We start from the raw sequence: 21,503 nt of genomic DNA, 5'->3' as shown, positions 1-21,503 counted from the left end.
ACGCTTCCTGAGGCGTCGTCATCGCTAGCGCCTAGAATCCCGTCATGACGTCGCGACGCCTCCTCGTCCTTCCCCTGCTGCTGATCGCCGCGCTCCTGGTGGGCTGCGGCTCCGACGACCCCGAGCCGTCCGACACCAGCAACTCCTCCGAGCGCGGCTCGGGGCGCGAGGCCGACGAGGACGAGGAGTCCACGGACGACGGTGAGCGCGCCGGCACCGACGACTTCACCTTCGCGATCCCCGAGGGCTGGACCGACAACAGCACTGCGCTGCCGAACGCTGAGATCGCGTACATCTCCTCCGAGGTCGTCGACAACTTCCGCACCAACATCAACATCATCCGGACCCCCGGCGACAAGATGTCGATCAGCAGGTTCGAGGAGCTGGCGATCTCGGAGCTCGAGGGCGAGGGCTTCACGGGCGTCGCCGCCGACGACCCCTACGAGGTCGACGGCGTGGAGTCGCCGGTCGTCCGGGCCGACGCGGTCGTGGAGGGCGTCAGCTACCAGACCCGTCAGTACTACGCGCAGTACGAGGGCGCCTACTACATCATCACGATCTCGTTCGCGCCGAGCGCGTCGGAGGCCGAGACCGTCGAGGTCAGCGAGCAGATCATCGACTCGTGGCGCTGGGAGTCCTGAGCCGCCTGAGGCAGGCACCGGCCTAGGCTCGAGGCATGGCCGAGCTGCACGAGCTGGACGCCCACGACCTCGCCGCACGACTCCGCGCACGGGAGGTGTCGGCGCTCGAGGTCGTCGACCACCTGGCCGCGCGGATCGAGCAGCACGACACCGACCTGCGCGCCTTCATGACCCGCACCTTCGAGGCGGCTCGGGCCGCTGCTGCAGAGGTCGACGCAGCCGGTACCGGTGGCGGCGGGGCCGGCTTCGTGGGCGTGCCGACGGCGATCAAGGACCTGACCTCCACCGCGGGGGTGCGCACGACGCTCGGCTCGGCGCTGATGGCCGACTCCGTGCCCGACGTCGACGCCCACGTCGTGAGCCTCGTGCGGGAGGCCGGCCTCGTGAGCCTCGGCAAGACCAACACCCCCGAGCTCGGCCTCTCCTCCTTCACCGACAACGACCTGCTCGGTGCCACGTCGACCCCGTGGCAGATCGGGCTCAACGCCGGTGGCTCCAGCGGCGGAGCGGCCGCGGCGGTCGCTGCGGGGTTCGTGCCCTGGGCTCTCGGCAGCGACGGCGGCGGCTCGATCCGCATCCCCGCGAGCTGCTGCGGCCTGGTCGGCGTCAAGCCGACGCGGGGCCGCGTCAGCCCCGGACCGCTCGGCAGCGACTGGAGCGGGCTCGCGAGCGACGGGCCGCTCGCGCGCAGCGTGCGCGACGCCGCCGCGCTGCTCGACGTCCTGGCCGTGCCCCAGGTCGGCGACTCACGCTTCGTCGGCGACGGCGCCGGCTTCGCCGAGGCCGCCGGACGGGACCCCGGGCGTCTCCGGATCGCCGCGTGGGTCGATCCGTACCTGCCGGACATCGAGACCGATCCCCGGGTGCGCGCCGTCTGGGAGGCGGGCGTGCGGCGGCTCGAGGCGCTGGGTCACGACGTCGAGGTCGTCGCGAACCCGTTCCCGCCGGAGCTCGAGCCGCAGTTCAACGTCGTGTGGAGCAGCGGCATGGCAGCCGCGCCCATCCCCGACGAGGCCCTCCCCGTGCTGCGGCCGACCACCCGCTACTGGCGCGAGCGGGGCTCACGGCACAGTGCCGCCGAGCTCGCCGCGGCCATGCAGTACCTCGAGGGCACGACGCGCCAGGTGCTGACCGGCCTCGCCGCGTACGACGTCTTCCTGACCCCCACCCTGGCGCGCCTGCCCCAGCCGCACCGATGGTTCACCGAGGTCGACCCGGTCGAGTCGCACCACCGCGAGCTCCTGTTCACGCCCTTCACGGCGCTCTACAACATGGCCGGCATCCCGGCCGTCAGCGTGCCGTTCGGCCAGGCCGACGGGCTGCCCGTCGGCCTGATGCTGGGCAGCCACCAGGGCCGCGACCGGACACTGCTCTCGCTCGCGAGTCAGCTCGAGGCCGCCGAGGCCTGGTCGAACCGTCCGATCGATCCGCGACGCTAGCTGCGGGCGGTCATGATGATCGGGTCGCCCTCGGTGATCGCGATCGTGTGCTCGACGTGGGCACCGCGGGAGCCGTCGGCACTGCGGATCGTCCAGCCGTCCGGGTCCATCACGATCTCGTCGGTCGTGTGCAGGAACCACGGCTCGATCGCGATGACCAGGCCCGGCTTGAGCGGGAACCCCCGACCGGGCCGTCCGTCGTTGGCGATGTGCAGCTCGCCGTGCATCGTGCGACCGACGCTGTGCCCGCCGAACTGCAGGTTGACCTTGAGGCCGTTCGCGCGCGCGACGTCGCCGATGGCGCGGCTGATGTCGCCCACCTTGTTGCCCGAGCGGGCGACGGCGATGGCGGCGTCGAGCGCCTGCTGCGTCACCTCGATGAGGCGCAGGTCCTCCTCGCGCGGCTCACCCACGACGACGCTGACCGCCGAGTCGCACACCCAGCCGTCGACGCTGACCGCGAAGTCGAAGCTCGCCAGGTCGCCGTCGCGCAGCACGTAGTCGTGCGGGAGGCCGTGCAGCACGGCGTCGTTGACCGACGTGCACAGCACCTTGCCGAAGGGCCCCCGGCCGAACGAGGGCGCGTAGTCGATGTAGCACGACTCGGCGCCGCGGTCCTTGATCATGCGGTGCGCGAGGGCGTCGAGGTCGAGCAGGTTGACGCCGACGTCCGCCGCCTCCTGGAGCGCGGTCAGCACCTCGCCGACGAAGCGGCCCGCCGGCCGCATCTCGTCGACCTGGGTCGGGGTCAGGAGCTCGATCGCCATAGTGCGACCAGCCTACGGCCGCGCACCCCGGGCCGGATCGGGTGGCGTCGGGTTGGATGGCCTGGTGACGTCGTTCGACTACTCCAACCTGAGCGGACGCCCGCCCGGGTTGTTCCTGCGCACCGCCGGCCTGGTGTCCCGCGGCGTGCGCGACGTGCAGGGCCAGGTCGCCCCGTACGCCGCCTGGTGGGAGCAGCAGAACCGCGCCGCCCTGGCAGCCGACGGCCCGCTCTGGGTCGTGCTGGGCGACTCGATGTCCCAGGGCATCGGGGCGTCCGCGCCGGATCGAGGCTGGGTGGGTGCCCTCCGCACCCGACTGCCGCACCGCGTCGTGAACCTGTCGGTCTCCGGCGGCCTGATCCGCGATGTCGTCGATCGCCAGCTGCCCGCCCTGCGATCGCTGGAGGTCGTCCCGGACCTGGTGACCGTGATGATCGGGAGCAACGACCTGTTCAACCGCCGGCAGAGCCGCCTCGTCGAGGCCCACGCCGCCGAGCTCGTCGACGTGCTGCCTGACGGCGCCGTCGTCGCGTCACTGCCGCAGCCGCGCCGTGCCGCGCGCGCCTTCAACGCCGCGGTCGTGGGCACCGGGCGGTTCCGGCTCGCCGAGTTCCGCGACCCGCGCCTGAGGTCGTGGTCCGGCCGCCTGGCGGCGGATCGGTTCCACCCCAACGACGCCGGCTACGCGGCGATGGCCGAGATCATGGCCGAGGCGGTCGACCGCCGCTGACGGCGCCGGCTCTGCTCCGCGGTCGGTCGAGGCCGCGGCCTAGCGACCGCGGGTCTCGCGAGCCTCCAGGTTGAACACGATGACGCCGAAGGCGATCGCCACGACCGCCACGGCACCGAGTGCACCCGATCCGAAGACCGTGCCGTCCTCGGCCGAGGTCACCGCCGAGGCCAGGCACGCACCGCCGATCAGGGAGGTGATCATCGCGACGAGCGGCCGCGGAGCTGCGGGCTCACCGCTGCTCCACCCGGCGTACGCGATGCCGGCCACCGCCACCGCCGCGACGAGCAGGACGATGCGGATCGGCCAGAGGGCTCCCTCCGGCCAGTCGATCTCGAGGACCTGGTCGAGGAGAAAGCCGACGGCCACGACGAGCAGCGCCACCACGAGGACACGACTGCGCGCACCGGTACCCATGCGCCGAACCCTAGCCGCGGGGCCACCGGGGAGAGGTCCCCCTCCCCGGGTCAGCAGAAGAACCTAGGCTCTAGCCATGCGCTTGCTGTGTGGACTCGTGGTCGCTGTCCTGCTCGTCACTGGCTGCTCGGGAGGTGACGAGGACGTTCCGCGGGAGTCCCGCAGCGCGGAGCCGGACCCTGACCGGACGCTCTCGGTGCAGGAGATCGAGGACGCCATGCTGAGGCCCGCGAACCTGTCGGAGGGATTCGAGGGCGCGTTCACGGAGGGGGTCGAGACCTCGCCGGCCGGCACGTTCATCGTGGCGGCCTCCGACGCGTGCGAGGACCTGTGGGGGGCGACGCAGGCCGAGCGGTACGCCGACCTCGACGACGTGGAAGCCCTGTTCTTCAAGACCGACCTCGGCCCGTTCCTCCACCAGCACGTGATCGCGGCGGACGAGGCCACGGTCACCGCCGAGCTCGACCGCATGGCGACCGCGACCGAGGCCTGCCCGTCGTACACGACCGAGGAGCCCGACGGGCACCGGACCGCGGTCGAGTTCCACCAGACCATCTTTCCCGAGGTGGGCGACCGGTCGGTCACGATCGAGCGCGGCATCACCCGTTCCGACGGCACGAACCACCTCTTCGGCGGCTCGACGACGGTGTTCATCGCGATCGGACCGCACCTGATGATCCTCACGGCGACCCACTACGTCGACCAGGAGCAGTTCGCGACCGACGAGCTCGAGGAGATCGTCGCGACCGCCATCGAGCGCCTCGAGGACGCCCGCACCTGACCCCCGTGCCCAGATTTGCTGGCGAATCCACCGAAAGCACGGGCCGGAACGGTGGATTCGGGAGCAAATCTGGGTCGGTCAGGACTCCAGGCTCGTCAGCGTTCGGGTCGCCGCCTCAGGAAGGTGTGACCCAGGAACCAGACGACACCGGACAGCACCGAGGCCCCAGCAACGATGACAAGCGTCACGGGAAGGCTGACGTCCCTGATGGCGCAGGCAGCGAGCGCCAGCACCATGGGAATGATGACGATGCCGGCCGGTGGGCCACTCTCGCCCGGCCCGAGTCCGAGCATCTCCCACGTCTTCTTCATGGCGCTCTCCTCAACTTAGAGGTTGTTGATGACACAGCCGGCAGCCGCAGCGCCCAGATATCCCCGCCAGCCTCCGACCTTGAGCTTGGCGAGGTTATTGCCGTACTTCTCGATCAGAACGTTGGTCGTGCCTGTGCCGACTCCGAGACCGATCGTGCCGACCAGCGCGCCCTGGCCGCACTTCTTGAGCGCGTTCCCGACGACCTTCTTCGACCGGCTGACCCACTTGCCCCACGGCCACGAGAAGGGGTTCCACCACGGGTCGGCGACAATGCCATACGCGAACTCGGCGCTGCGATGCTCGACCACCTGAGTCAGGCTCAGACCATTGATCTCGAAATGCGTCGGAACCGGACGTCCGGCGGCGTCTACCGCCCAAGGCGTTGCTGCGATGCTGATGAGATCGCCTTGACCGTTGTAGGCCTGAGCGCTGCCGTCCGGAGCCATCTCAAGTGACGCGACGTCGCCGGAGATCTGAAACTCATATCGCTCCGGCGCATCCGAGGAATCGATGTGGATCAGGGCACGAAGCCCATCTCCGTCGACTGGACGGCAATGGCCGAGCCATCCGCCGAGCCATTGAACAGACGTTGGGAATCGTCGGAGAAGGCTTCGCGACCCTCAGCAGGAAGGGTCACTGCGAGATCACCGGCGTTCGTGCGCAGCGTGGCGGGGGCGCTGGCCTCCTCGGGAAGCTCGACGTTGACGTTCGCCGCTGCCCGCTCGGCACCCACCATCTCGAGAGCATGGTCGATTGCAGCAACCTCGGCCGGCTGATCTTCGACGGCCTGGCCCGGAGTTGCACCAAGGACCAGGACACAAGACAGACCGAGACAGGTCGCGGTCGCGGCGATGCGTCCGCCACACCATGAGGTGTAATTCATGCTGAGTAGCTCCATCTTCTGGAGCCGGACCGCCGTGCGTGGGACCGGCGCAGGCGCTTCCTGCAACCAGTACTCACCACCGTGCGCCGGTTCTTGCACCGAGATTTTTCGGAGTCGCCGTAGAACCGAGACGCTGACCGCCGCCCGTACCCAGATTTGCTGGCGAATCCACCGAAAGCGCGGGCCGGAACGGTGGATTCGGGAGCAAATCTGGGTCGGTCAGGACTCCAGGCTCGTGCGGAAGCGCTGCATCCCGGTGATCCAGCGGTCGCGGTCGGCGGCCTTCTGCTGCTGCATGCGGTCGACCTCCGGGTGGGGCAGCGCAAGGAACCGGCCGGAGGCCAGCGCTGCGAGCGCGACCTCGGCGACCTCGCGCGCGTCGATCGGCTCCCCGGCGGAGACGACCGACCGCATCCCGAGGCGGGCGTCGGGCTGCTCGCTCGTCTCGCCCTCCTCGAGCATCGCCGTGCGCACCCCCATGGGGCACACCGCCGTGACCTGCACGCCCTGGTCGCCGTATGTCGCGGCGAGCCACTCCGCGAAGCCCAGCGCTGCGTGCTTGGTGGCCGAGTAGGTCGGCGACCCGAGCTGGGTCAGCAGACCGGCGGCCGACGCGACGCTGACGAAGGCACCGCCCGCGCCGCCGGCGGCGGCCGAGGCCAGCCAGCCGGGCACGAGGGCGCGCGCCGCGGCGACGTGCGCGAGCACGTTGACCTCCCACGACAGCGCCCAGTCCTGGTCGGTCGCCTCGAGGCCGAAGCCGCGGAAGACGCCCGCGTTGGCGACGAACAGGTCGACCGGCCCGGGGGCGACGGCGAGCAGCTCCGTCACGCCGAGATCGGTGCTCGAGTCGCCGACCCGCTGGCGCACGCGGTCGCCGAACTCGCCCCGCAGGCCGTCAGCGGTCGCGGTGAGCCGCTCCTCGTCGAGGTCGCCCAGCACGACGTGGGCGCCTCGCTCGAGCAGCACCCGGGCGAAGGCCGCACCGATGCCACCCGCGGCGCCGGTGACGACCGCGTTGGCGCCCTCCAGCTCCACCGGACCGGCGTCGACCACGTCAGTGCTTCCCGAGCTCGGCCTTGGCGAGGGAGTTCTTGTGCACCTCGTCCGGACCGTCGGCCAGACGCAGCGTGCGGATGCCCGCCCACATCTCGGCGAGCGGCGTGTCCTGGCTGACGCCCGCACCGCCGTGCGCCTGGATGGCCTTGTCGATGATCCAGTTGACCGTCTCGGGGGTCGCGATCTTGATGGCCTGGATCTCGGTGTGGGCGCCGCGGTTGCCCACGGTGTCCATCAGCCACGCGGTCTTGAGCACGAGCAGGCGCAGCTGCTCGATGCGCACGCGCGACTCCGCGATCCAGTCGCGGATGACGCCCTGGTTGGCGAGCGGGCGACCGAACGCGGTGCGCTCCTTGACCCGAACGCACATGAGCTCCAGTGCTCGCTCCGCGACGCCGATCGAGCGCATGCAGTGGTGGATGCGTCCGGGCCCGAGGCGCGCCTGGGCCACGGCGAAGCCCTGACCCTCCTCGCCGATCAGGTTCGAGGCCGGCACGCGCACGTCGTGGAACCGCACCTCGGCGTGGCCGCCGTGGTCGCGGTCGTGGTAGCCGAACACGTGCATGCCGCGCACGACCTCGACGCCCGGGGTGTCGCGGTCGACGAGGATCATCGACTGCTGGCGGTGCCGGTCAGCCTCCGGATCGGTCTTGCCCATCACGATGAAGACCTGACAGTTCGGGTTCATCGCGCCGGTGATGTAGAACTTGCGGCCGTTGATCACGTAGTCGCTGCCGTCGCTCACGATCGAGGTCTCGACGTTCGTGGCGTCGGACGACGCGACGTCGGGCTCGGTCATCGCGAAGGCGGAGCGGATCTCGCCCTCGAGCAGCGGGCCGAGGTAGCGCTCCTTCTGCTCGGGCGTGCCGAACATGTGGAGGACCTCCATGTTGCCCGTGTCGGGCGCGGCGCAGTTGAACGCCTGCGGGGCCAGCTGGATGCTGCGGCCCGTCAGCTCGGCGATCGGCGCGTACTGCAGGTTGGTCAGGCCGGCGCCGTTGTACTCGGCGTGCTCGCCGGGCAGGAAGAAGTTCCAGAGACCGGCGGCCTTGCCCTTCTCCCGCACCTCGGCGATGGCCTCGGGGATCGACCAGTCGTCCTCGCGCTCGCGTCGCTCGAGCTGCTCCTTGAGCGCGGCCTCCGCGGGGTAGACGTGCTCGTCCATGAAACCCGAGACCTGCTCCAGCAGGCCAGTGGTCTTCTCGTCGAATCCGAAGTGCATGTCAGGCTCCCGCGAAGACGTAGACGACCTCGGCGACGACCGCCGGCTTCTCGGCGCCCTCGCGCTCGACCACGAACGAGATCGTGGCCTGGGTGCCGATCGGGATGTCCGCGACCTCCTTGAGGGTGGCCGTGGCGCGCAGGCGCGAGTCCACCGGCACGGGGTTCGGGAAGCGGACCTTGTTGGCGCCGTAGTTGACGCCGAACGCGAGGTTGTGGACCTCGTAGATCTCCGCGGCGAAGACCGGCAGCAGGCTCAGCGTGAGGTAGCCGTGCGCGATCGTCGTGCCGAACGGACCCTTGGCGGCCGCCTCCGGGTCGACGTGGATCCACTGGTGGTCGCCGGTCGCGTCGGCGAAGGTGTTGATCTGCTCCTGGGTGACGGTGACCCAGTCACTCGTGCCGAGCTCGGTGCCGACGGCTGCCTTGAACTCGTCGAGGTTGGAGTAGACGCGGGGCATGGGTTCCTCCCGGGAAGCGGTGGTTTCGAGGTCAGCGCCCACGAGGTAAGCGCTTGCTTAGTTCGCACCATAGTGGCCCACGCCACTCCTGGCCACCCCCGCAGGTCAGAGCGGGTCAGGTCAGCAGGAGCGTGACGGGGGCGACCGCCCCGAGGGCGACGGCGAGCGCCAGGCCCACGGTGTCGGCCCGCGCCCAGAGCGCCGGCTCGGCCCACGTCCGGTGCGTCGTGGTGGCGAAGCCCCGAGCGTCCATCGCGACCGACATCCGGCTCGCGCCCCGCAGCGCGTCCGCCAGCATCGCGAACGTCATCGACCCCACGTACCGCGCCGCCACGACGGGGTTGCGGGTCGGGCCCTCGCCACGCACGCGGCGCGCCCGGGCGAGCTGCTGCCACGCCGTCGCCAGTCCTGACACCCGCTGCAACGACGCGACGAACGCCGCGACGGGCCGGCCGGGGGCGTGCAGGCGCTGGGCGACGTGGTCGCCGAGACGGGACGGGTCGACGAAGCCCACGACGACGGCGCCGGGCCAGGCGAGCACCAGGATCCGCAGCGCCGCGACCGGTGCGTGGTCGCCGTTGCCGAGCCTCCAGGCCGAGAACCCGATCAGTCCCGCGGAGATCCCGCACAGCGCGAGGCACGCCAGCGGGTACCGCCACGTCGGCAGGAACAGCACGCCCGCCACGGCGTAGGCGCCGGCGGCCACGACGGCCGTGGTCAGGTCGCGCACGAAGAACGATCCCGCGAGCGAGGCGAACCCGAAGGAGAGGAGCACGAGCGGGTTGAGGCGCAGCACCAGGGTCCTCACGCGACCGCCCGCCGCTCGAGGGCCACCGAGTGGTCGGCGCACGCGACGAGCAGCGGGTCGTGGGTCGCGGTCACGGCCACGACCCCCGCCGCTGCGGCGGCACGGGCGATGCCCGCGACGGCCGCCCACGTGCGTCGGTCCTGGCCCACGGTCGGCTCGTCGAGCAGCAGCAGACCCGGCCGGTGTGCCACGGCCGTGAGGACCGACAGACGACGCTGCTCCCCCCCGGAGAGGCGGTAGGGGTGGGCGCCCGCGAGGTGCTCGAGTCCCACGAGCGCCAGCCACGCGTCGGCGTCCGTCGGACGCCCGAGGCGCATGGCTGTCAGCCGCACCTCGTCGGCCACGGTGGCCGCGAGGAACCCGTGCTCGGGCACCTGCGGCGACCACCCCACGACTCCGGCGAGGTCCCGCGACCGCCGACGCGCCAGCGGAGGCTCCACGCCCCGCACGGTGCCGCCGTCCGGGGCCACCAGGCCACCGAGGGCGGCCAGCAGCGTCGACTTCCCCGCCCCGCTCGGACCCGTCAGCGCCGTCAGGTGGCCGGGCTGCACCGTGGCGTCGACACCCGCCAGTGCCGTCGTCTCCGTGGACCCCCGGAGCGAGCGCGAGCGCAGCCGGACCGTCAGGTCGACCGCCGACAGGGGCGGCAGCGGGTGCGCCGGGCGCAGCAGCGCGGGATCGACCGCCACCGGCTCGGGCGCCGGGAGACCCGGCATCCACACGCCCAGCTCACCGAGCCGTTCGCGGTGCTCGCGCGCGAACGCGTCCGGGGTCGTGTCGGCCACGACCGCGCCGTCGGGACCGAGCACGACCACCCGGTCGACCAGGTCGAGCCAGGGCTCGAGGTGGTGCTCCACCACCACGAGCGTCGACCGACCTCGCCCCACGGTCCGACCGACCGCCTCCCGCACGGCCCGCGCGTGCTCCGGGCCGAGCATCGACGTCGGTTCGTCGAGCAGGACGACGTCGGGCTCGAGCGCGAGCACTCCCGCCAGCGCCAGTCGTTGCTGCTCGCCGCCCGACAGCGCCGACGTGAGGTGGTCGCGCCCGTACGGCAGCCCCACCGCGGCGAGTGCCGCGTCGACCCGCCGCCAGGTCTCCTCCCGTCCGAGCCGCGCGTTCTCCGGCCCGAACGCGACGTCGCGGCCGATGCGCTCGGCCACCACGGCGTCACCGGGCTGCTGGGGCACGAGTCCCACCCGGCCGTCGACCTCCACCGTGCCGCCCAGCTCACCAGCGAGCGTCGTGCCGAGGGCGCCGACGAGCGCGTGGAGCAGGGTTGACTTGCCGGCCCCGCTGGGCCCCGCGAGCAGGACCCGCTCCCCCGGCTGGAGGTGCAGGTCCAGGCCCACGACGACGGGAGCGCGCCGACCGAGGGGCCGCCAGGTGAGGCCCTCGACCCGGACCCCGCCGCTCATGCGAGCAGCCTCAGACCTCGTGCCGGGCGAGGTGCTCGCGACCCGGACCGAAGGCGTCGAGCACCCCCGCACGGGCCAGGGCGCGGGTGAGCAGCCACCCGCCCGCACCGGCGACCACGGCGCCCGACAGCGCGAAGAAGCCCAGGTGCGCGAGGCGGTCTCCGGTGTCGAAGACCCCCTCGTAGTAGGCGAACCACTCGTACACCGACTCGACCGCGCCGGCCACGGCGCCCATGAGGACGGCCACGGGAAGACCGAAGCGGCGGTACAGCAGCACCGCGACGACCAGCTCGGCGCCGAGCCCCTGCCAGAAGCCGGACACGAGCACGCTCATGCCCCACTCGGTGCCGCCCGGCACCAGGCCCGAGACCGCCGCGGCGGCGATCTCGGTGGCGAGCGCGGCGCCGGGACGGCGGATGATCAGGCCGCCGAGCACGCCCGCGAGCAGCCAGGGGCCACTCAGCAGTCCGACGCTCGGCAGGTACGAGAAGGCCGCGAGGGCGCTCAGGCCCGCGTAGGCCTTCCCCCACGCCCAGAACGTGACGCCGAGCGCGACCGCCAAGGTCGCGATCGTGACGAGGTCGATCGTGCGGTAGCGCACGAGGCCGGTGATGGAGGTGGAGTCCTCCCGGACGGTGGCAGAGCTCATCTCTGACTCCCTTCGCCGGTGCTAACCGGGGCAGGTTCGGAGGGTCTGCGGCTGCGCCAGGAATCTGGCCCGCACTCTCAGCGCCCCTGCCCTCGGGCCCGGCGCTCCCCTGTCTGGTCTGCCCAGACTAGCCGCTCCCGGGTGCCCCTAGGCGGCGGGTGCGCGCAGCACGTAGAACGTGCAGGAGCTGGCGCCGGCCGGCACCTCGGCCCGGACCTCGACCTCGACGGTCCGCCCGCTCCCGACGTCGTCGACCTCGGTCACGCCGCGCATCAGCACCTCGGCCTCGTCGTCGATCCAGCTGACGGCCACGAGATACCGCACCTCGTGACCCGTGGAGTTCTTGAGCTTCGCCTGCACCGACTGCGGGCCCGCGTCGGCCTCGCACTCGCCGAAGGTCGCGTCGGTGACGGCGCCCTCGGCGCCGGGCAGCTCGGGGATCGCCGGCAGGTGGTCACCGCCGCTCTGCGGCTGCACCACGACGTCGCCACCCTGCGTGTCCTGCTCCTCCTCGGGAGAGCAGCCGCTCTGGGCGACGGCGGACGCCAGCACGGCGACGGCCACGACGGTCTGACGGAGCACGCGACTGCCTTCCGCAAGCGAGGTGGGAGGAACCTCTTCACGGTAGCGACGCGTCCTAACGGCACCTGTCGGTTGCGTCCTGGTGCCGATCCGCTCGCTGCTGCCTACCGTGGATCCATGGGTACTGCCGAGAACCTCGTGCTCGTGGCGACCGACCCCGGCACGGGCAAGGTGCGCATCGGGTCCCTGCAGCGCGACGCACTGCTCGGAGGCGCGTTCCTGCTCGACCTCGCCATGGCCGGCCGCACCACCGTCGAGCCCCCCACGAAGAAGGGCAAGGTCGTCGTGGTCGACCCCACCCCGGTGGAGGACCCGATCCTGCAGCAGGCCTTCGCCCGCATCCGCTCCCACGGACGGCTCGCCCCGAGCACCGCCGTCGGGCGACTCGGGAAGAAGGGGCTCGACCTCGTGCTGGATCGGCTCGTCGACACCGGCCGCCTGCGCCGGCGCGAGCAGCGCCACCTGGCCGGGCTGGTGCGCCTGCACCGCTACGACGACACCGACCCGGCCCGGCGGGAGCAGCTGGTCGAGCGGGTCCGTGCTGTGCTCCTCGGCGGGCACCCGGCGAACGCGGAGACGGGTCCGCTCGTGGGTCTGCTCGCCGCGTCCGGCTCGTTGCCCATCGTCGTGCACCGCAGCGAGGTCAAGGCCGCGAAGGCCCGGGCCCGCGACGTGAGCTCCGCCGACTGGGCCAGCGAGGGCGTGCGACAGGCCATCGAGGCCACCCAGACGACGCTGCTCGTGACGGCCGTCATCGGCGGGGTCGTGGCGGGATCGTCCTGATCTGCTCACGACCGGCAGCCGCCCGTGGGCCAGAATGGCCGACATGACCGTGCGCACCCCCGACCCCAATCCCGGCTGGCTCTCGGAGATCGCCCTGGACGAGACGCGCTCGCGCGTGCCGATCCTCTACGTCGAGGCCGTGCCCGTGCGCGTCGACGCCCTGGGGGCGGTCGAGCACGTCGGCCTGCTGCTCGGCGGCTCCGTCACGACCGGCGTCATGACCCGCACGATCGTGTCGGGTCGCGTCATGCACGGCGAGTCGGTGCGGGACGCGCTGCTGCGCAACCTCGAGAAGGACCTCGGACCGACGGCGTTCCCGCAGCTGCCCACCAGCCTCGCCCCGTTCACCGTGGCCGAGTACTTCCCGCTGCCGGGCGTCACACCGCTGCACGACCCGCGCCAGCACGCCGTCGCGCTGGTCTACGTCGTGCCGGTCACGGGTGAGTGCAACCCGCGCCAGGACGCGCTCGAGCTGTCGTGGCTGACGCCCGAGGAGGTCCTGAGCCCCGCCGTGCTCGCCGACCTCGAAGGCGGCCGAGGGGCCCTCGTGAAGCAGGCGCTCGCGCACCTCGGCGCCCTCGGCTGACCGCGTGACCGGTCCCGCCGTCTCCTTCCGAGCAGCTGCGCCCGACGACGTCCCGGACGTCCTGCGCCTCATGCAGCAGGACGGGATCGGACCGACGACACCCGCCACGACCGAGCCGAGTGCTCGGCTGCTCGCCGCCTTCGACGAGATCTCCGCCGACCCGCGGGAGGACCTGCTGGTCGGCGAGCTGGGCGGCGTCGTCGTCGCGACCGCCCACGTGAGCTGGCTGCGGGTGCTCTCGGCCGATGGGGGGCTCTACTGCCAGGTCGAGAACGTGCGGACGGACAGCGCCGTGCGCGGCCGTGGCCTGGGCACGGCGCTCATGGCCCACGTCGAGAAGCTCGCCCGCTCCCGTGAGGCTGTGCGTATCCAGCTCACCAGCAACGCGACCCGCACCGACGCCCACCGGTTCTACGAGCGCCTGGGCTTCACCGCGAGCCACGTGGGGATGAAGAAGTACCTCACCTGACCCCAGGCCCGGGTGACGCCCGCCACAGGCGGACACTGAGGGGCGTGACCCGGGGTGCAGCGAGCGACACGACCCGGGCCCCGAGCCCGTGGTTCATGCTCGTCGTCGGCATGGTCGCGCAGATCGCCGGCACGATCGCCGCGAACGCGCCGCTGTTCCTGATCCCGTACCTGTACCTCGAGCAGGGGCTCACCCTGACGCAGGCCGGTCTGATCGCCGCGACCCCTGCGGTCGGCACCACGATCTCCCTCGTCCCGTGGGGCATCCTGGTCGACCGGCTGGGCGAGCGTCTCGCGATGACGCTGGGGCTCGCCGGGGTGACTGCGGGCGCCCTCGCCGCGGGCCTGGTCGACGGCTACGTCGCCCTCGGTGCGTGCTTCTTCGTGACCGGACTGTTCGCCGGGTCGACGAACTCCGCCAGCGGTCGGCTGGTGGTGGGCTGGTTCCCCGCGCACCGCCGCGGCACCGCGATGGGCATCCGTCAGACCGGCCTGCCGCTCGGGGTGGGGGCGACCGCCCTGCTCGTGCCGCCGCTCGCGAGCGCCGAGGGCATCGGCGTCACGATGCTGGTGGTGGCAGGGATCGCCGCCGTCGCCACGACCGGGTGCGCGCTCCTCGTGGTGGACCCGCCCCGACCTGACCGGGTCGAGGCCGCCTCGACCGGACAGCTCGACAACCCGTACCGACGCGACACACGGCTGGTGCGGATCCACCTGGCCTCGACGTTGCTCGTCGTTCCTCAGTTCACGGTCTGGGGCTTCATGCTCGTGTGGCTCATCGAGACGAAGGACCTGAGCGCGGGTGCAGCGGGCGGCCTGGTCGCGGCGTCCCAGCTCGTCGGCGGCGCGGCGCGCATCGGCGTGGGGTGGTGGTCCGACCACGTCGGAAGTCGTCTGCGCCCCATGCGTCAGGTCGCGGTGGCCGCGGCGCTCGTCATGCTGCTGCTCGGCGTGGTCGAGTCGACCTGGGTCGCGATCGTGGTCATCGTGGTGGCCACGGGCGTGACGGTGGCCGACAACGGACTCGCCTTCACCGCCGTGGCCGAGATCGGCGGGCCGTACTGGGCCGGCAAGGCCATGGGGTGGCAGAACACCGGCCAGTACCTGGTGAGCGCCGCCGTGCCGCCCGTCGTCGGCCTGCTGGTGACGGGGTACGGCTACGCCTGGACCTTCGCCGCCGTGGCCGTGCTCCCCCTGCTCGCGATCCCGTTGATCCCCCGGGACCCGGCGCCGACCGCGCTCGCCTCCGAGAGGACCTGAGCGAAAACCTGCAAGATCCGCGCGCCTCCCGGCTCCTACCTCCGACGACGGACGAGGAGCGGAGATGCGCGATGTGGACCACGGACGCCCGTGCGGCCCTAGGATCCGGCCATGACCGCGGTCGACGGACCCTCGGACCCCGAGCTCGTCGCCGGCATCCTGGCCGGCGACAAGGTCGCGTTCGCCGGTGTCTACGACCGCTACGGCGACCGCCTCTACGACTACGCGCACTCGATGCTGCGGCACCGCGAGGAGGCGGAGGACGCCGTCGCGGACTCGTTCGTCCTGGTCGCGGAACGGCTCGGCCAGCTGCGCGACCCCGAACGTCTCCGCCCCTGGCTGTACGCCGTCGTGCGCAGCGAGTGCCTGCGCCGCCTTCGCTCCCGGAAACGGGTCGCCTTCGGCGGCGACGAGCAGCTGGTCGAGATGGCTGACGGCGACCGGACACCCGAGCAGGCGGCCGAGCTGAGCTCGCTGCAGGAGCTCGTGTGGGCCGCCTCCGCCGGCCTGGCCGAGCGTGACCAGAGCATCTTGAACCTGCACCTGCGCCACGGCCTGGAGGGGGCCGAGCTCGGCGAGGCGATGGGAGTCAGCACGTCGCAGGCCTACGTCCTCCTGAGCCGTCTGCGCGACCAGGTCGAGCGGTCCCTCGGCGCCCTGCTGGTCGCGCGCCTCGGCCGCGACGACTGCGACGAGCTCGACACCCTGCTGGTCGAGTGGGACGGCCGCTTCTCGCCCCTGATCCGCAAGCGCGTCGCCCGCCACGTCGACCAGTGCGACGTCTGCGGCGAGCGCCGCCGCATCGTGGCCAGCCCGTGGGCTCTCCTCGCGGGTGTGCCGCTGCTCGCGGCGCCCGTCGCGCTGCGCGACCGCGTCACCGAGACCCACCTGGTCGCCGCTGACGTGCCGGTACAGACGCTGGGAGGGGCGAGCGAGGGGCTCGCCGTCCCGTCCCGGCCCGTCACCACGCCCCGGGTGCTGATCGGCGCGGGCCTGCTCGCGGCGGTCGCGATCGTCGTGGCCCTGGTGTGGCCCGGCGGTGCCGAGGAGGGCGGCGCCGACGACCCGGCCCCGACCGCAGCGCCGACCAGCGTCGCCCCGGCCCCGGACCCGACCGCGACGGCGCCGAGCGCGACGCCGACCGACGTCGTGGTCGCCGCTGGGGGGATCACGCTCTCGACCACCGGCGTCGACCTGGGACAGGGCGCCTCCACCGGGTCGTTCCGCTTGATCAACGACGGTGACGCCGCCGTCGACGTCACCCTCTCCGAGAACGCCCCGTGGCTGACGGTGACGCGGCCGGTCCGGGTCCCGGCAGGCTCGTCACGGGAGGTCTCGGTGCAGGTCGACCGCAGCGGGGTCGCCGAGGGCGTCTCCACCGCCGACGTCTCGGTGAGGTGGGCGGAGGGCTCGGCGTCGGTGCGTGTCACTCTCGAGCAGGACCGACCACCCGTCGTCGGCGCACCCACGGCGGTCTTCGGTGCCTGCAACGCACCCGTGCCGGTGAGCGTCGGTGTCGACGACACCGACACCGCCTCGGTGCGGCTGGACTGGAGCGGTCCCAGCGGATCCGGGTCGACGACCCTGTCGCGATCCGGCACCACCTGGTCCGGCTCGATGGGTCCGTTCCCGGTCGGCGGCACCGTGACCTTCCGCGCGACGGCCGTGGACGCGAGCGGCAGCACGACCACCGGCCCCGCGTCGAGCATCGACGTGCTCCCCTGCCCCGGCTGATCCGTCCCGCACGCAAACTGCAAGACCTGAGCGCCTCGGTGCTCCTACCGGTGATCACCCACCACCGGAGGTTCCACCATGTCCGTGTCCTCGACCCGCCCCTCACTGCGCCGTCACCTGCTCCTCACCCTGGCCCTCACCGCGCTGGCGTCTCTCGGGGTCGACGACCTCGGCGCCGACGTGCCGGCCACGCCGCCGATCGCGGCGCCGGCCCCGGTCGACATGCCCGAGCCGAAGCCGGGCCTCGCCGATCCGCTGCCCGGCGGCGATCCGCTGGCGGTCCGCATCGACGCGATCGGGGTGGACGTGCCGCTCGGCGCGGTCGGCCTGAAGCCCGACGGTGCGATGCAGACCCCCGCCACCGGTCACGCCGCGTGGTACTCGCCCGGCCCGCGTCCCGGCGAGCGCGGCGGTGCCGTGCTGGTGGCCCACGTCGCCGGCCGAGGCGGACCTGACGTCTTCTGGCGGCTCGGCGAGCTGCGACCGGGGGACGTCGTGTCGGTGCAGCACACCGCCGGCACCTCGACGTTCGTCGTCGACCACGTGACGCAGACCCCGAAGGAAGCGCTGCCGGTCGAGCGCATCTGGGGAGACACGCGGCGGCCTCTCCTGCGCCTCATCACCTGCGGGGGCACCCGTAGCCCGCAGACCGGCCGCTATCCCGACAACACCGTCGTCTACGCGCACCTGGTCTAGGGCCGAGAGCGGCGCCGAAAAAACCTCTCGCGAAAAGTGCAAGAGATCCTTCGGCCCCTGCTCCTACCTCCGACAGACACGCACGACCCACCCCGTTCAGCACCACCACCACGAAGGAGCACCACCATGAAGAACACCACCACCGCCGCCACCGCCATCCGGGGCCTGGTCCTCGCCGCCGCCCTCACCGTCGGCGGACTCGCCCTCGGCGCGGGAGCGGCCTCGGCCGACCCGATCCCCTTCGGCCCCACGACCCTCGGGCAGCCGCAGCCCGGCCCGGTCCAGCCCGGCCCCGGCGACATCGCCCAGCCGCAGCCCGGTCCGGTCGAGCCGAACGTCCCCCAGGGTCCCGGCGACATCGCCCAGCCCGAGCCCGGCCCGGTCGTGAACCCGGACGTGCCGCAGGGTCCCGGCGACATCACCAACCCCGCCCCGTGCCCGACCCACGGAGGCTGCGGTGGCACCGGCCCCCAGCAGGGCCCGTCGGACCTGAGCGCCGGCACGCCGACGACCGTCGACCCGGGCACGGTCGAGACGGTCGAGACCGAGACGGCGCAGGAGGTGCCGGAGGTCGCGACCCCCACGCGTGTCGATGCGGGCCTCGGTCCGGTCGACGACGGCAACGGTCTCGCCTGGCTGCTGCTGAGCGGCAGCGCGGTCGGCCTGTCGGGCGCCGCCTACGGCGCACGTCGGCTGATCGGCCGTCACGCCTGAGCGACGCCGAGAGCCCCCGCCACCGACCCGGTGGCGGGGGCTTCGCCGTGCTGTCGCCCCGCCGCCTGGGTCATGTCCGCGTGGCATCGATCACGTGCGCGGGGGGTATGGCTTGCCTTACTGCGCGGCGACCCTACTCACGAGTTAATGTCAGCCCAACTGTCAGCGTGGAGTTAGGGGCCGACATGCAGGTCATCGCCATCATCGTCTCGCTCGGCCTGACGGCCGTCGCCGTGCCGATGGTCACCCTCACGGTCGTGAAGATGCTGCGCGTCATTCGCGCAGGTCAGCCGGCCCACGGCCGCACGGACAAGCCGGTCAACCGCGCCCTCGTGGTGCTGAAGGAGACCGCGCTCCACACCCGCATGCTCCAGTGGACCTGGGTCGGCATCCTGCACTGGTTCGCGTTCGCCGCGTTCATGATCCTGTCGACCGCGGTCGCCCAGGCCTACTTCCAGCTCTTCGACCCCGAGTTCGTCTGGCCCCTCATCGGCGAGTGGTTCGTCTACGAGTGGATCGCGGAGAGCCTCGGCCTCCTCGGCGCGCTGGCCATCATCCCGCTGTTCGTCTACCGCCTGCGCAACCTGCCCTCGAAGAAGGGCCGCGACAGCCGCTTCTTCGGCTCCACGATGTGGCAGGCGTTCTTCGTCGAGGCGATGGTGCTCTTCGAGAGCGCCGCGATCCTGTTCATCCGCGGGGCCGAGTACAACCTCCTGCAGGCGCACGGCGGCGAGCACGCCGACCACGCCACGGGCCTGCACTTCCCGATCTCGCAGTTCTTCGGCAACCTCTGGCCGACGGGTCCGGACTCGATCGGCACGCTCGAGAACATCATCTTCATCATCGCGATGTTCAAGATCTCGACGGCGATGATCTGGCTGATCGTCATCGCGCGCAACATCACGATGGGCGTCGCCTGGCACCGCTTCACCGCGTGGTTCAACATCTTCTTCAAGCGTGAGTCCGACGGCGGCACGGCCCTCGGCGGCCTCGTGCCGCTCTACGTCAACGGAGAGCCGCTCGACCTGGAGAAGATGGAGGACCTCGACGAGGACGACTTCAACAAGCTGGGCGTCGGCAAGGTCGAGGACTTCAGCTGGAAGGGCCTGCTCGACTTCACGACCTGCACCGAGTGCGGTCGTTGCCAGAGCCAGTGCCCCGCCTGGAACACCGAGAAGCCCCTCTCGCCCAAGCTGCTGATGATGGGCCTGCGTGAGCACGCGTACGCCAAGATCCCGCTCCTCGACATCCCCGAGGACGAGCGCACCGAGGCGCAGGTGCTCGAGCTCGAGCGCCCGCTGATCGGCGACGCCGACGTCTACGGCGTCATCGACCCCGACGTCCTGTGGTCGTGCACCAACTGCGGCGCCTGCGTGCAGCAGTGCCCCGTCGACATCGAGCACGTCGACCACATCGACAACATGCGCCGCTACCAGGTGCTCGTGGAGTCGAACTTCCCGGCCGAGCTGAACAACATCTTCAAGGGCCTGGAGCGCAAGGGCAATCCCTGGAACATGAACCCGCGCGACCGCCTGAAGTGGACCGACGGGCTCGACTTCGAGGTCAAGCAGGTCGGCGTCGACGTCGAGGACCTCGACGAGGTCGAGTGGCTCTTCTGGGTCGGTTGCGCCGGCGCCTACGAGGACCGCGCGAAGAAGACCACGCAGGCCGTGGCCGAGCTGCTCGACATGGCGGGCGTGACGTTCGCGGTGCTGGGCGACGGCGAGACCTGCACGGGTGACTCCGCCCGCCGCTCGGGCAACGAGATCGTGTTCCAGCAGCTCGCGATGCAGAACGTCGAGACCTTCAAGGAGATGAAGGTCAAGAAGGTCGTCTCGACCTGCGCGCACTGCTTCAACACGCTCAAGAACGAGTACGCCGAGTTCGGCATCGAGCTCGAGGTCGTGCACCACACGCAGCTGCTCAACCGCCTCGTGCGCGAGAAGAAGCTGACCCCGGTGGCGGCGTCCGAGGGCAGCGTCGCGGGCACGAACATCACGTACCACGACCCCTGCTTCCTGGGCCGTCACAACCAGGTCTACGAGGCGCCGCGCGAGCTGCTCGAGATCATCCCCGGCGCCACGTTCACCGAGATGCCGCGCAACAAGGAGCAGTCCTTCTGCTGCGGCGCCGGCGGTGCCCGCATGTGGATGGAGGAGACCATCGGCTCGCGCATCAACGTGAACCGCACGGTCGAGGCCGTCGCGACCGGCGCCGACAAGATCGCCACCGGCTGCCCGTTCTGCCGCGTCATGCTCTCCGACGGCCTGACCCTCAAGCAGTCCGAGGGCGAGGCCCGCGAGGAGGTCGAGGTCATCGACGTCGCGCAGATGCTGCTCGCCGCCGTGAAGCGTGCCCCGGCCCCCGAGGAGGAGGCCGAGGTCGTCGCCGAGGCGGAGGCCGCCACGGCCGGCGCCGTCGCCGAGAAGGACGCTGACGCCGGCGAGGGCGACGAGGGCACGAAGTCCGCGGAGAAGGTCGTCGAGGACAAGAAGCTCGACGAGCCCGACCCGGCCAACGAGGAGACCTCCGACAAGGCTGCCGCCGCGCAGAACAACATCAAGACCGACGATGAGGGCGACGGGCACGCCGACGAGTCGCCGCTCCCGGAGGAGCCGCGCAACGCCGACGTCCGCGACAAGGCGGCCGACGACGAGGGCGGCGAGACGCTCGAGCAGCCCGAGGGCGAGCCCGGCGACCGTGCCGGCGACAGCGGCGTGGTCGAGGACGAGGCCGACGCGAAGGAGGCCGACGACGACACGTCCGACGCCGCCGGGTCGGAGACGGCCGAGAAGCAGGAGCCCGAGACGAAGGCCGAGGAGCCTGCCGAGTCCGAGGACTCCACGGAGACCGACGACCGCGACGCCTCCGAGAAGGAGGAGGGCGCCTGGGCCAACGTCGGAGCGGTCAACACCGACCTGCTCCCCGACGCCCCGGCCGCCGAGAGCTCCGAGGACTCCGGCCCCGCCTCCACCGAGGGCAAGCCCGCCGACGACGTCGAGGAGCCGGAGGTCGCCGCAGAGCCGGGCGACACCACCGACCCCGACGCCGAGTCCGCCCCGTCGGCCCAGCCCGACACGGACGAGCCGGCCAA

The 21,503-nt window shown here is 71.9% G+C and carries 24 protein-coding genes and 1 riboswitch; of the genes, 12 read left to right on the top strand and 12 right to left on the bottom strand.

Annotated features, from left to right (window positions below; genetic code table 11):
- Window positions 1-44: 44 nt before the first annotated feature.
- Together LO931_RS13770 and LO931_RS13765 are read left to right on the top strand one after the other, a co-directional pair.
- On the top strand, window positions 45-641 hold the full coding sequence (locus tag LO931_RS13770; protein ID WP_229054325.1) for a hypothetical protein: 597 nt from the start codon (window positions 45-47) through the stop codon (window positions 639-641).
- Window positions 642-676: 35 nt separating this feature from the next.
- The gene (locus LO931_RS13765) at window positions 677-2,080 is read left to right on the top strand and encodes an amidase (protein ID WP_229054324.1); all 1,404 of its coding nucleotides are present in this window, start codon (window positions 677-679) and stop codon (window positions 2,078-2,080) included.
- Here the strand turns inward: LO931_RS13765 and map are convergent.
- Entirely contained in the window at window positions 2,077-2,847 is a 771-nt protein-coding gene (gene map, locus LO931_RS13760; RefSeq protein WP_229054323.1) for a type I methionyl aminopeptidase, read from the bottom strand. The genes LO931_RS13765 and map overlap by 4 nt on opposite strands.
- 64 nt (window positions 2,848-2,911) lie before the next feature.
- On the opposite strand from map, the gene LO931_RS13755 reads away from it, so the two are divergent.
- Entirely contained in the window at window positions 2,912-3,577 is a 666-nt protein-coding gene (locus LO931_RS13755; RefSeq protein ID WP_229054322.1) for an SGNH/GDSL hydrolase family protein, read from the top strand.
- 39 nt (window positions 3,578-3,616) lie between these two features.
- Here the strand turns inward: LO931_RS13755 and LO931_RS13750 are convergent, their stop codons facing one another.
- Window positions 3,617-3,994 carry a hypothetical protein gene (locus tag LO931_RS13750; protein ID WP_229054321.1) on the bottom strand — a complete coding sequence of 126 codons (378 nt, stop codon included), beginning with the start codon at window positions 3,992-3,994 and terminating at the stop codon, window positions 3,617-3,619.
- 76 nt (window positions 3,995-4,070) lie between these two features.
- On the opposite strand from LO931_RS13750, the gene LO931_RS13745 reads away from it, so the two are divergent.
- The gene (locus tag LO931_RS13745; protein ID WP_229054320.1) at window positions 4,071-4,775 is read left to right on the top strand and encodes a hypothetical protein; all 705 of its coding nucleotides are present in this window, start codon (window positions 4,071-4,073) and stop codon (window positions 4,773-4,775) included.
- Between the two features lie 95 nt (window positions 4,776-4,870).
- Here LO931_RS13745 and LO931_RS13740 read toward each other — a convergent pair whose 3' ends face one another.
- From LO931_RS13740 to LO931_RS13695, 10 genes are all read right to left on the bottom strand, one after another.
- A complete protein-coding gene (locus tag LO931_RS13740; RefSeq protein ID WP_229054319.1) occupies window positions 4,871-5,086 on the bottom strand; it encodes a hypothetical protein in 216 nt (71 codons plus the stop codon).
- A 15-nt stretch (window positions 5,087-5,101) separates the two neighbouring features.
- Window positions 5,102-5,533 (bottom strand): hypothetical protein, encoded by a 432-nt coding sequence (locus LO931_RS13735; RefSeq protein WP_229054318.1) that lies wholly within the window; start codon window positions 5,531-5,533, stop codon window positions 5,102-5,104.
- A 71-nt stretch (window positions 5,534-5,604) separates the two neighbouring features.
- Window positions 5,605-5,970 (bottom strand): hypothetical protein, encoded by a 366-nt coding sequence (locus LO931_RS13730; RefSeq protein ID WP_229054317.1) that lies wholly within the window; start codon window positions 5,968-5,970, stop codon window positions 5,605-5,607.
- Window positions 5,971-6,189: 219 nt separating this feature from the next.
- Window positions 6,190-7,026: an SDR family oxidoreductase gene (locus LO931_RS13725; protein ID WP_229054316.1), complete on the bottom strand. Its 837-nt coding sequence runs from the start codon at window positions 7,024-7,026 to the stop codon at window positions 6,190-6,192.
- Between the two features lies 1 nt (window position 7,027).
- Window positions 7,028-8,251, bottom strand: coding sequence for an acyl-CoA dehydrogenase family protein (locus LO931_RS13720; RefSeq protein WP_229054315.1), 1,224 nt, complete (start codon window positions 8,249-8,251; stop codon window positions 7,028-7,030).
- Between the two features lies 1 nt (window position 8,252).
- Window positions 8,253-8,711 carry a MaoC family dehydratase gene (locus LO931_RS13715; RefSeq protein ID WP_229054314.1) on the bottom strand — a complete coding sequence of 153 codons (459 nt, stop codon included), beginning with the start codon at window positions 8,709-8,711 and terminating at the stop codon, window positions 8,253-8,255.
- Between the two features lie 115 nt (window positions 8,712-8,826).
- Window positions 8,827-9,519: an energy-coupling factor transporter transmembrane component T gene (locus LO931_RS13710; RefSeq protein ID WP_229054313.1), complete on the bottom strand. Its 693-nt coding sequence runs from the start codon at window positions 9,517-9,519 to the stop codon at window positions 8,827-8,829.
- Window positions 9,516-10,937 carry an ABC transporter ATP-binding protein gene (locus LO931_RS13705; RefSeq protein WP_229054312.1) on the bottom strand — a complete coding sequence of 474 codons (1,422 nt, stop codon included), beginning with the start codon at window positions 10,935-10,937 and terminating at the stop codon, window positions 9,516-9,518. Before LO931_RS13705 ends, LO931_RS13710 begins: the two co-directional genes overlap by 4 nt.
- A 10-nt stretch (window positions 10,938-10,947) precedes the next feature.
- Window positions 10,948-11,586: an ECF transporter S component gene (locus LO931_RS13700; RefSeq protein WP_229054311.1), complete on the bottom strand. Its 639-nt coding sequence runs from the start codon at window positions 11,584-11,586 to the stop codon at window positions 10,948-10,950.
- Window positions 11,577-11,707: riboswitch (TPP riboswitch) on the bottom strand. It overlaps the preceding gene by 10 nt.
- A 26-nt stretch (window positions 11,708-11,733) precedes the next feature.
- Window positions 11,734-12,168, bottom strand: coding sequence for a hypothetical protein (locus tag LO931_RS13695; RefSeq protein ID WP_229054310.1), 435 nt, complete (start codon window positions 12,166-12,168; stop codon window positions 11,734-11,736).
- 117 nt (window positions 12,169-12,285) lie between these two features.
- On the opposite strand from LO931_RS13695, the gene LO931_RS13690 reads away from it, so the two are divergent.
- From LO931_RS13690 to LO931_RS13655, 8 genes are all read left to right on the top strand, one after another.
- The gene (locus tag LO931_RS13690; RefSeq protein WP_229054309.1) at window positions 12,286-12,951 is read left to right on the top strand and encodes a GPP34 family phosphoprotein; all 666 of its coding nucleotides are present in this window, start codon (window positions 12,286-12,288) and stop codon (window positions 12,949-12,951) included.
- Window positions 12,952-12,994: 43 nt separating this feature from the next.
- On the top strand, window positions 12,995-13,537 hold the full coding sequence (locus tag LO931_RS13685; RefSeq protein ID WP_229054308.1) for an NUDIX hydrolase family protein: 543 nt from the start codon (window positions 12,995-12,997) through the stop codon (window positions 13,535-13,537).
- Window positions 13,538-13,541: 4 nt separating this feature from the next.
- Complete coding sequence (locus LO931_RS13680) at window positions 13,542-14,006, top strand: GNAT family N-acetyltransferase (RefSeq protein WP_229054307.1); 465 nt, start codon at window positions 13,542-13,544, stop codon at window positions 14,004-14,006.
- 44 nt (window positions 14,007-14,050) lie between these two features.
- Window positions 14,051-15,265: an MFS transporter gene (locus LO931_RS13675; RefSeq protein WP_229054306.1), complete on the top strand. Its 1,215-nt coding sequence runs from the start codon at window positions 14,051-14,053 to the stop codon at window positions 15,263-15,265.
- Window positions 15,266-15,376: 111 nt separating this feature from the next.
- Window positions 15,377-16,999 (top strand): sigma-70 family RNA polymerase sigma factor, encoded by a 1,623-nt coding sequence (locus LO931_RS13670; protein WP_229054305.1) that lies wholly within the window; start codon window positions 15,377-15,379, stop codon window positions 16,997-16,999.
- 78 nt (window positions 17,000-17,077) lie between these two features.
- Window positions 17,078-17,695, top strand: coding sequence for a sortase domain-bontaining protein (locus LO931_RS13665; protein WP_229054304.1), 618 nt, complete (start codon window positions 17,078-17,080; stop codon window positions 17,693-17,695).
- Window positions 17,696-17,821: 126 nt separating this feature from the next.
- Window positions 17,822-18,409, top strand: a complete 588-nt coding sequence (locus tag LO931_RS13660; protein ID WP_229054303.1) for a hypothetical protein — start codon at window positions 17,822-17,824, stop codon at window positions 18,407-18,409.
- A gap of 185 nt (window positions 18,410-18,594) precedes the next feature.
- Window positions 18,595-21,503 (top strand): heterodisulfide reductase-related iron-sulfur binding cluster (locus LO931_RS13655; RefSeq protein ID WP_229054302.1); only part of this gene is annotated, 2,909 nt, incomplete at its 3' end.

It is taken from the genome of Aeromicrobium sp. Leaf350 (assembly GCF_916858655.1).
In the GTDB taxonomy this organism is placed as follows: Bacteria; Actinomycetota; Actinomycetes; order Propionibacteriales; family Nocardioidaceae; genus Aeromicrobium.
Note: the sequence above shows the minus strand (reverse complement) of the source record. Positions and strands in the feature narration are given on the sequence as shown.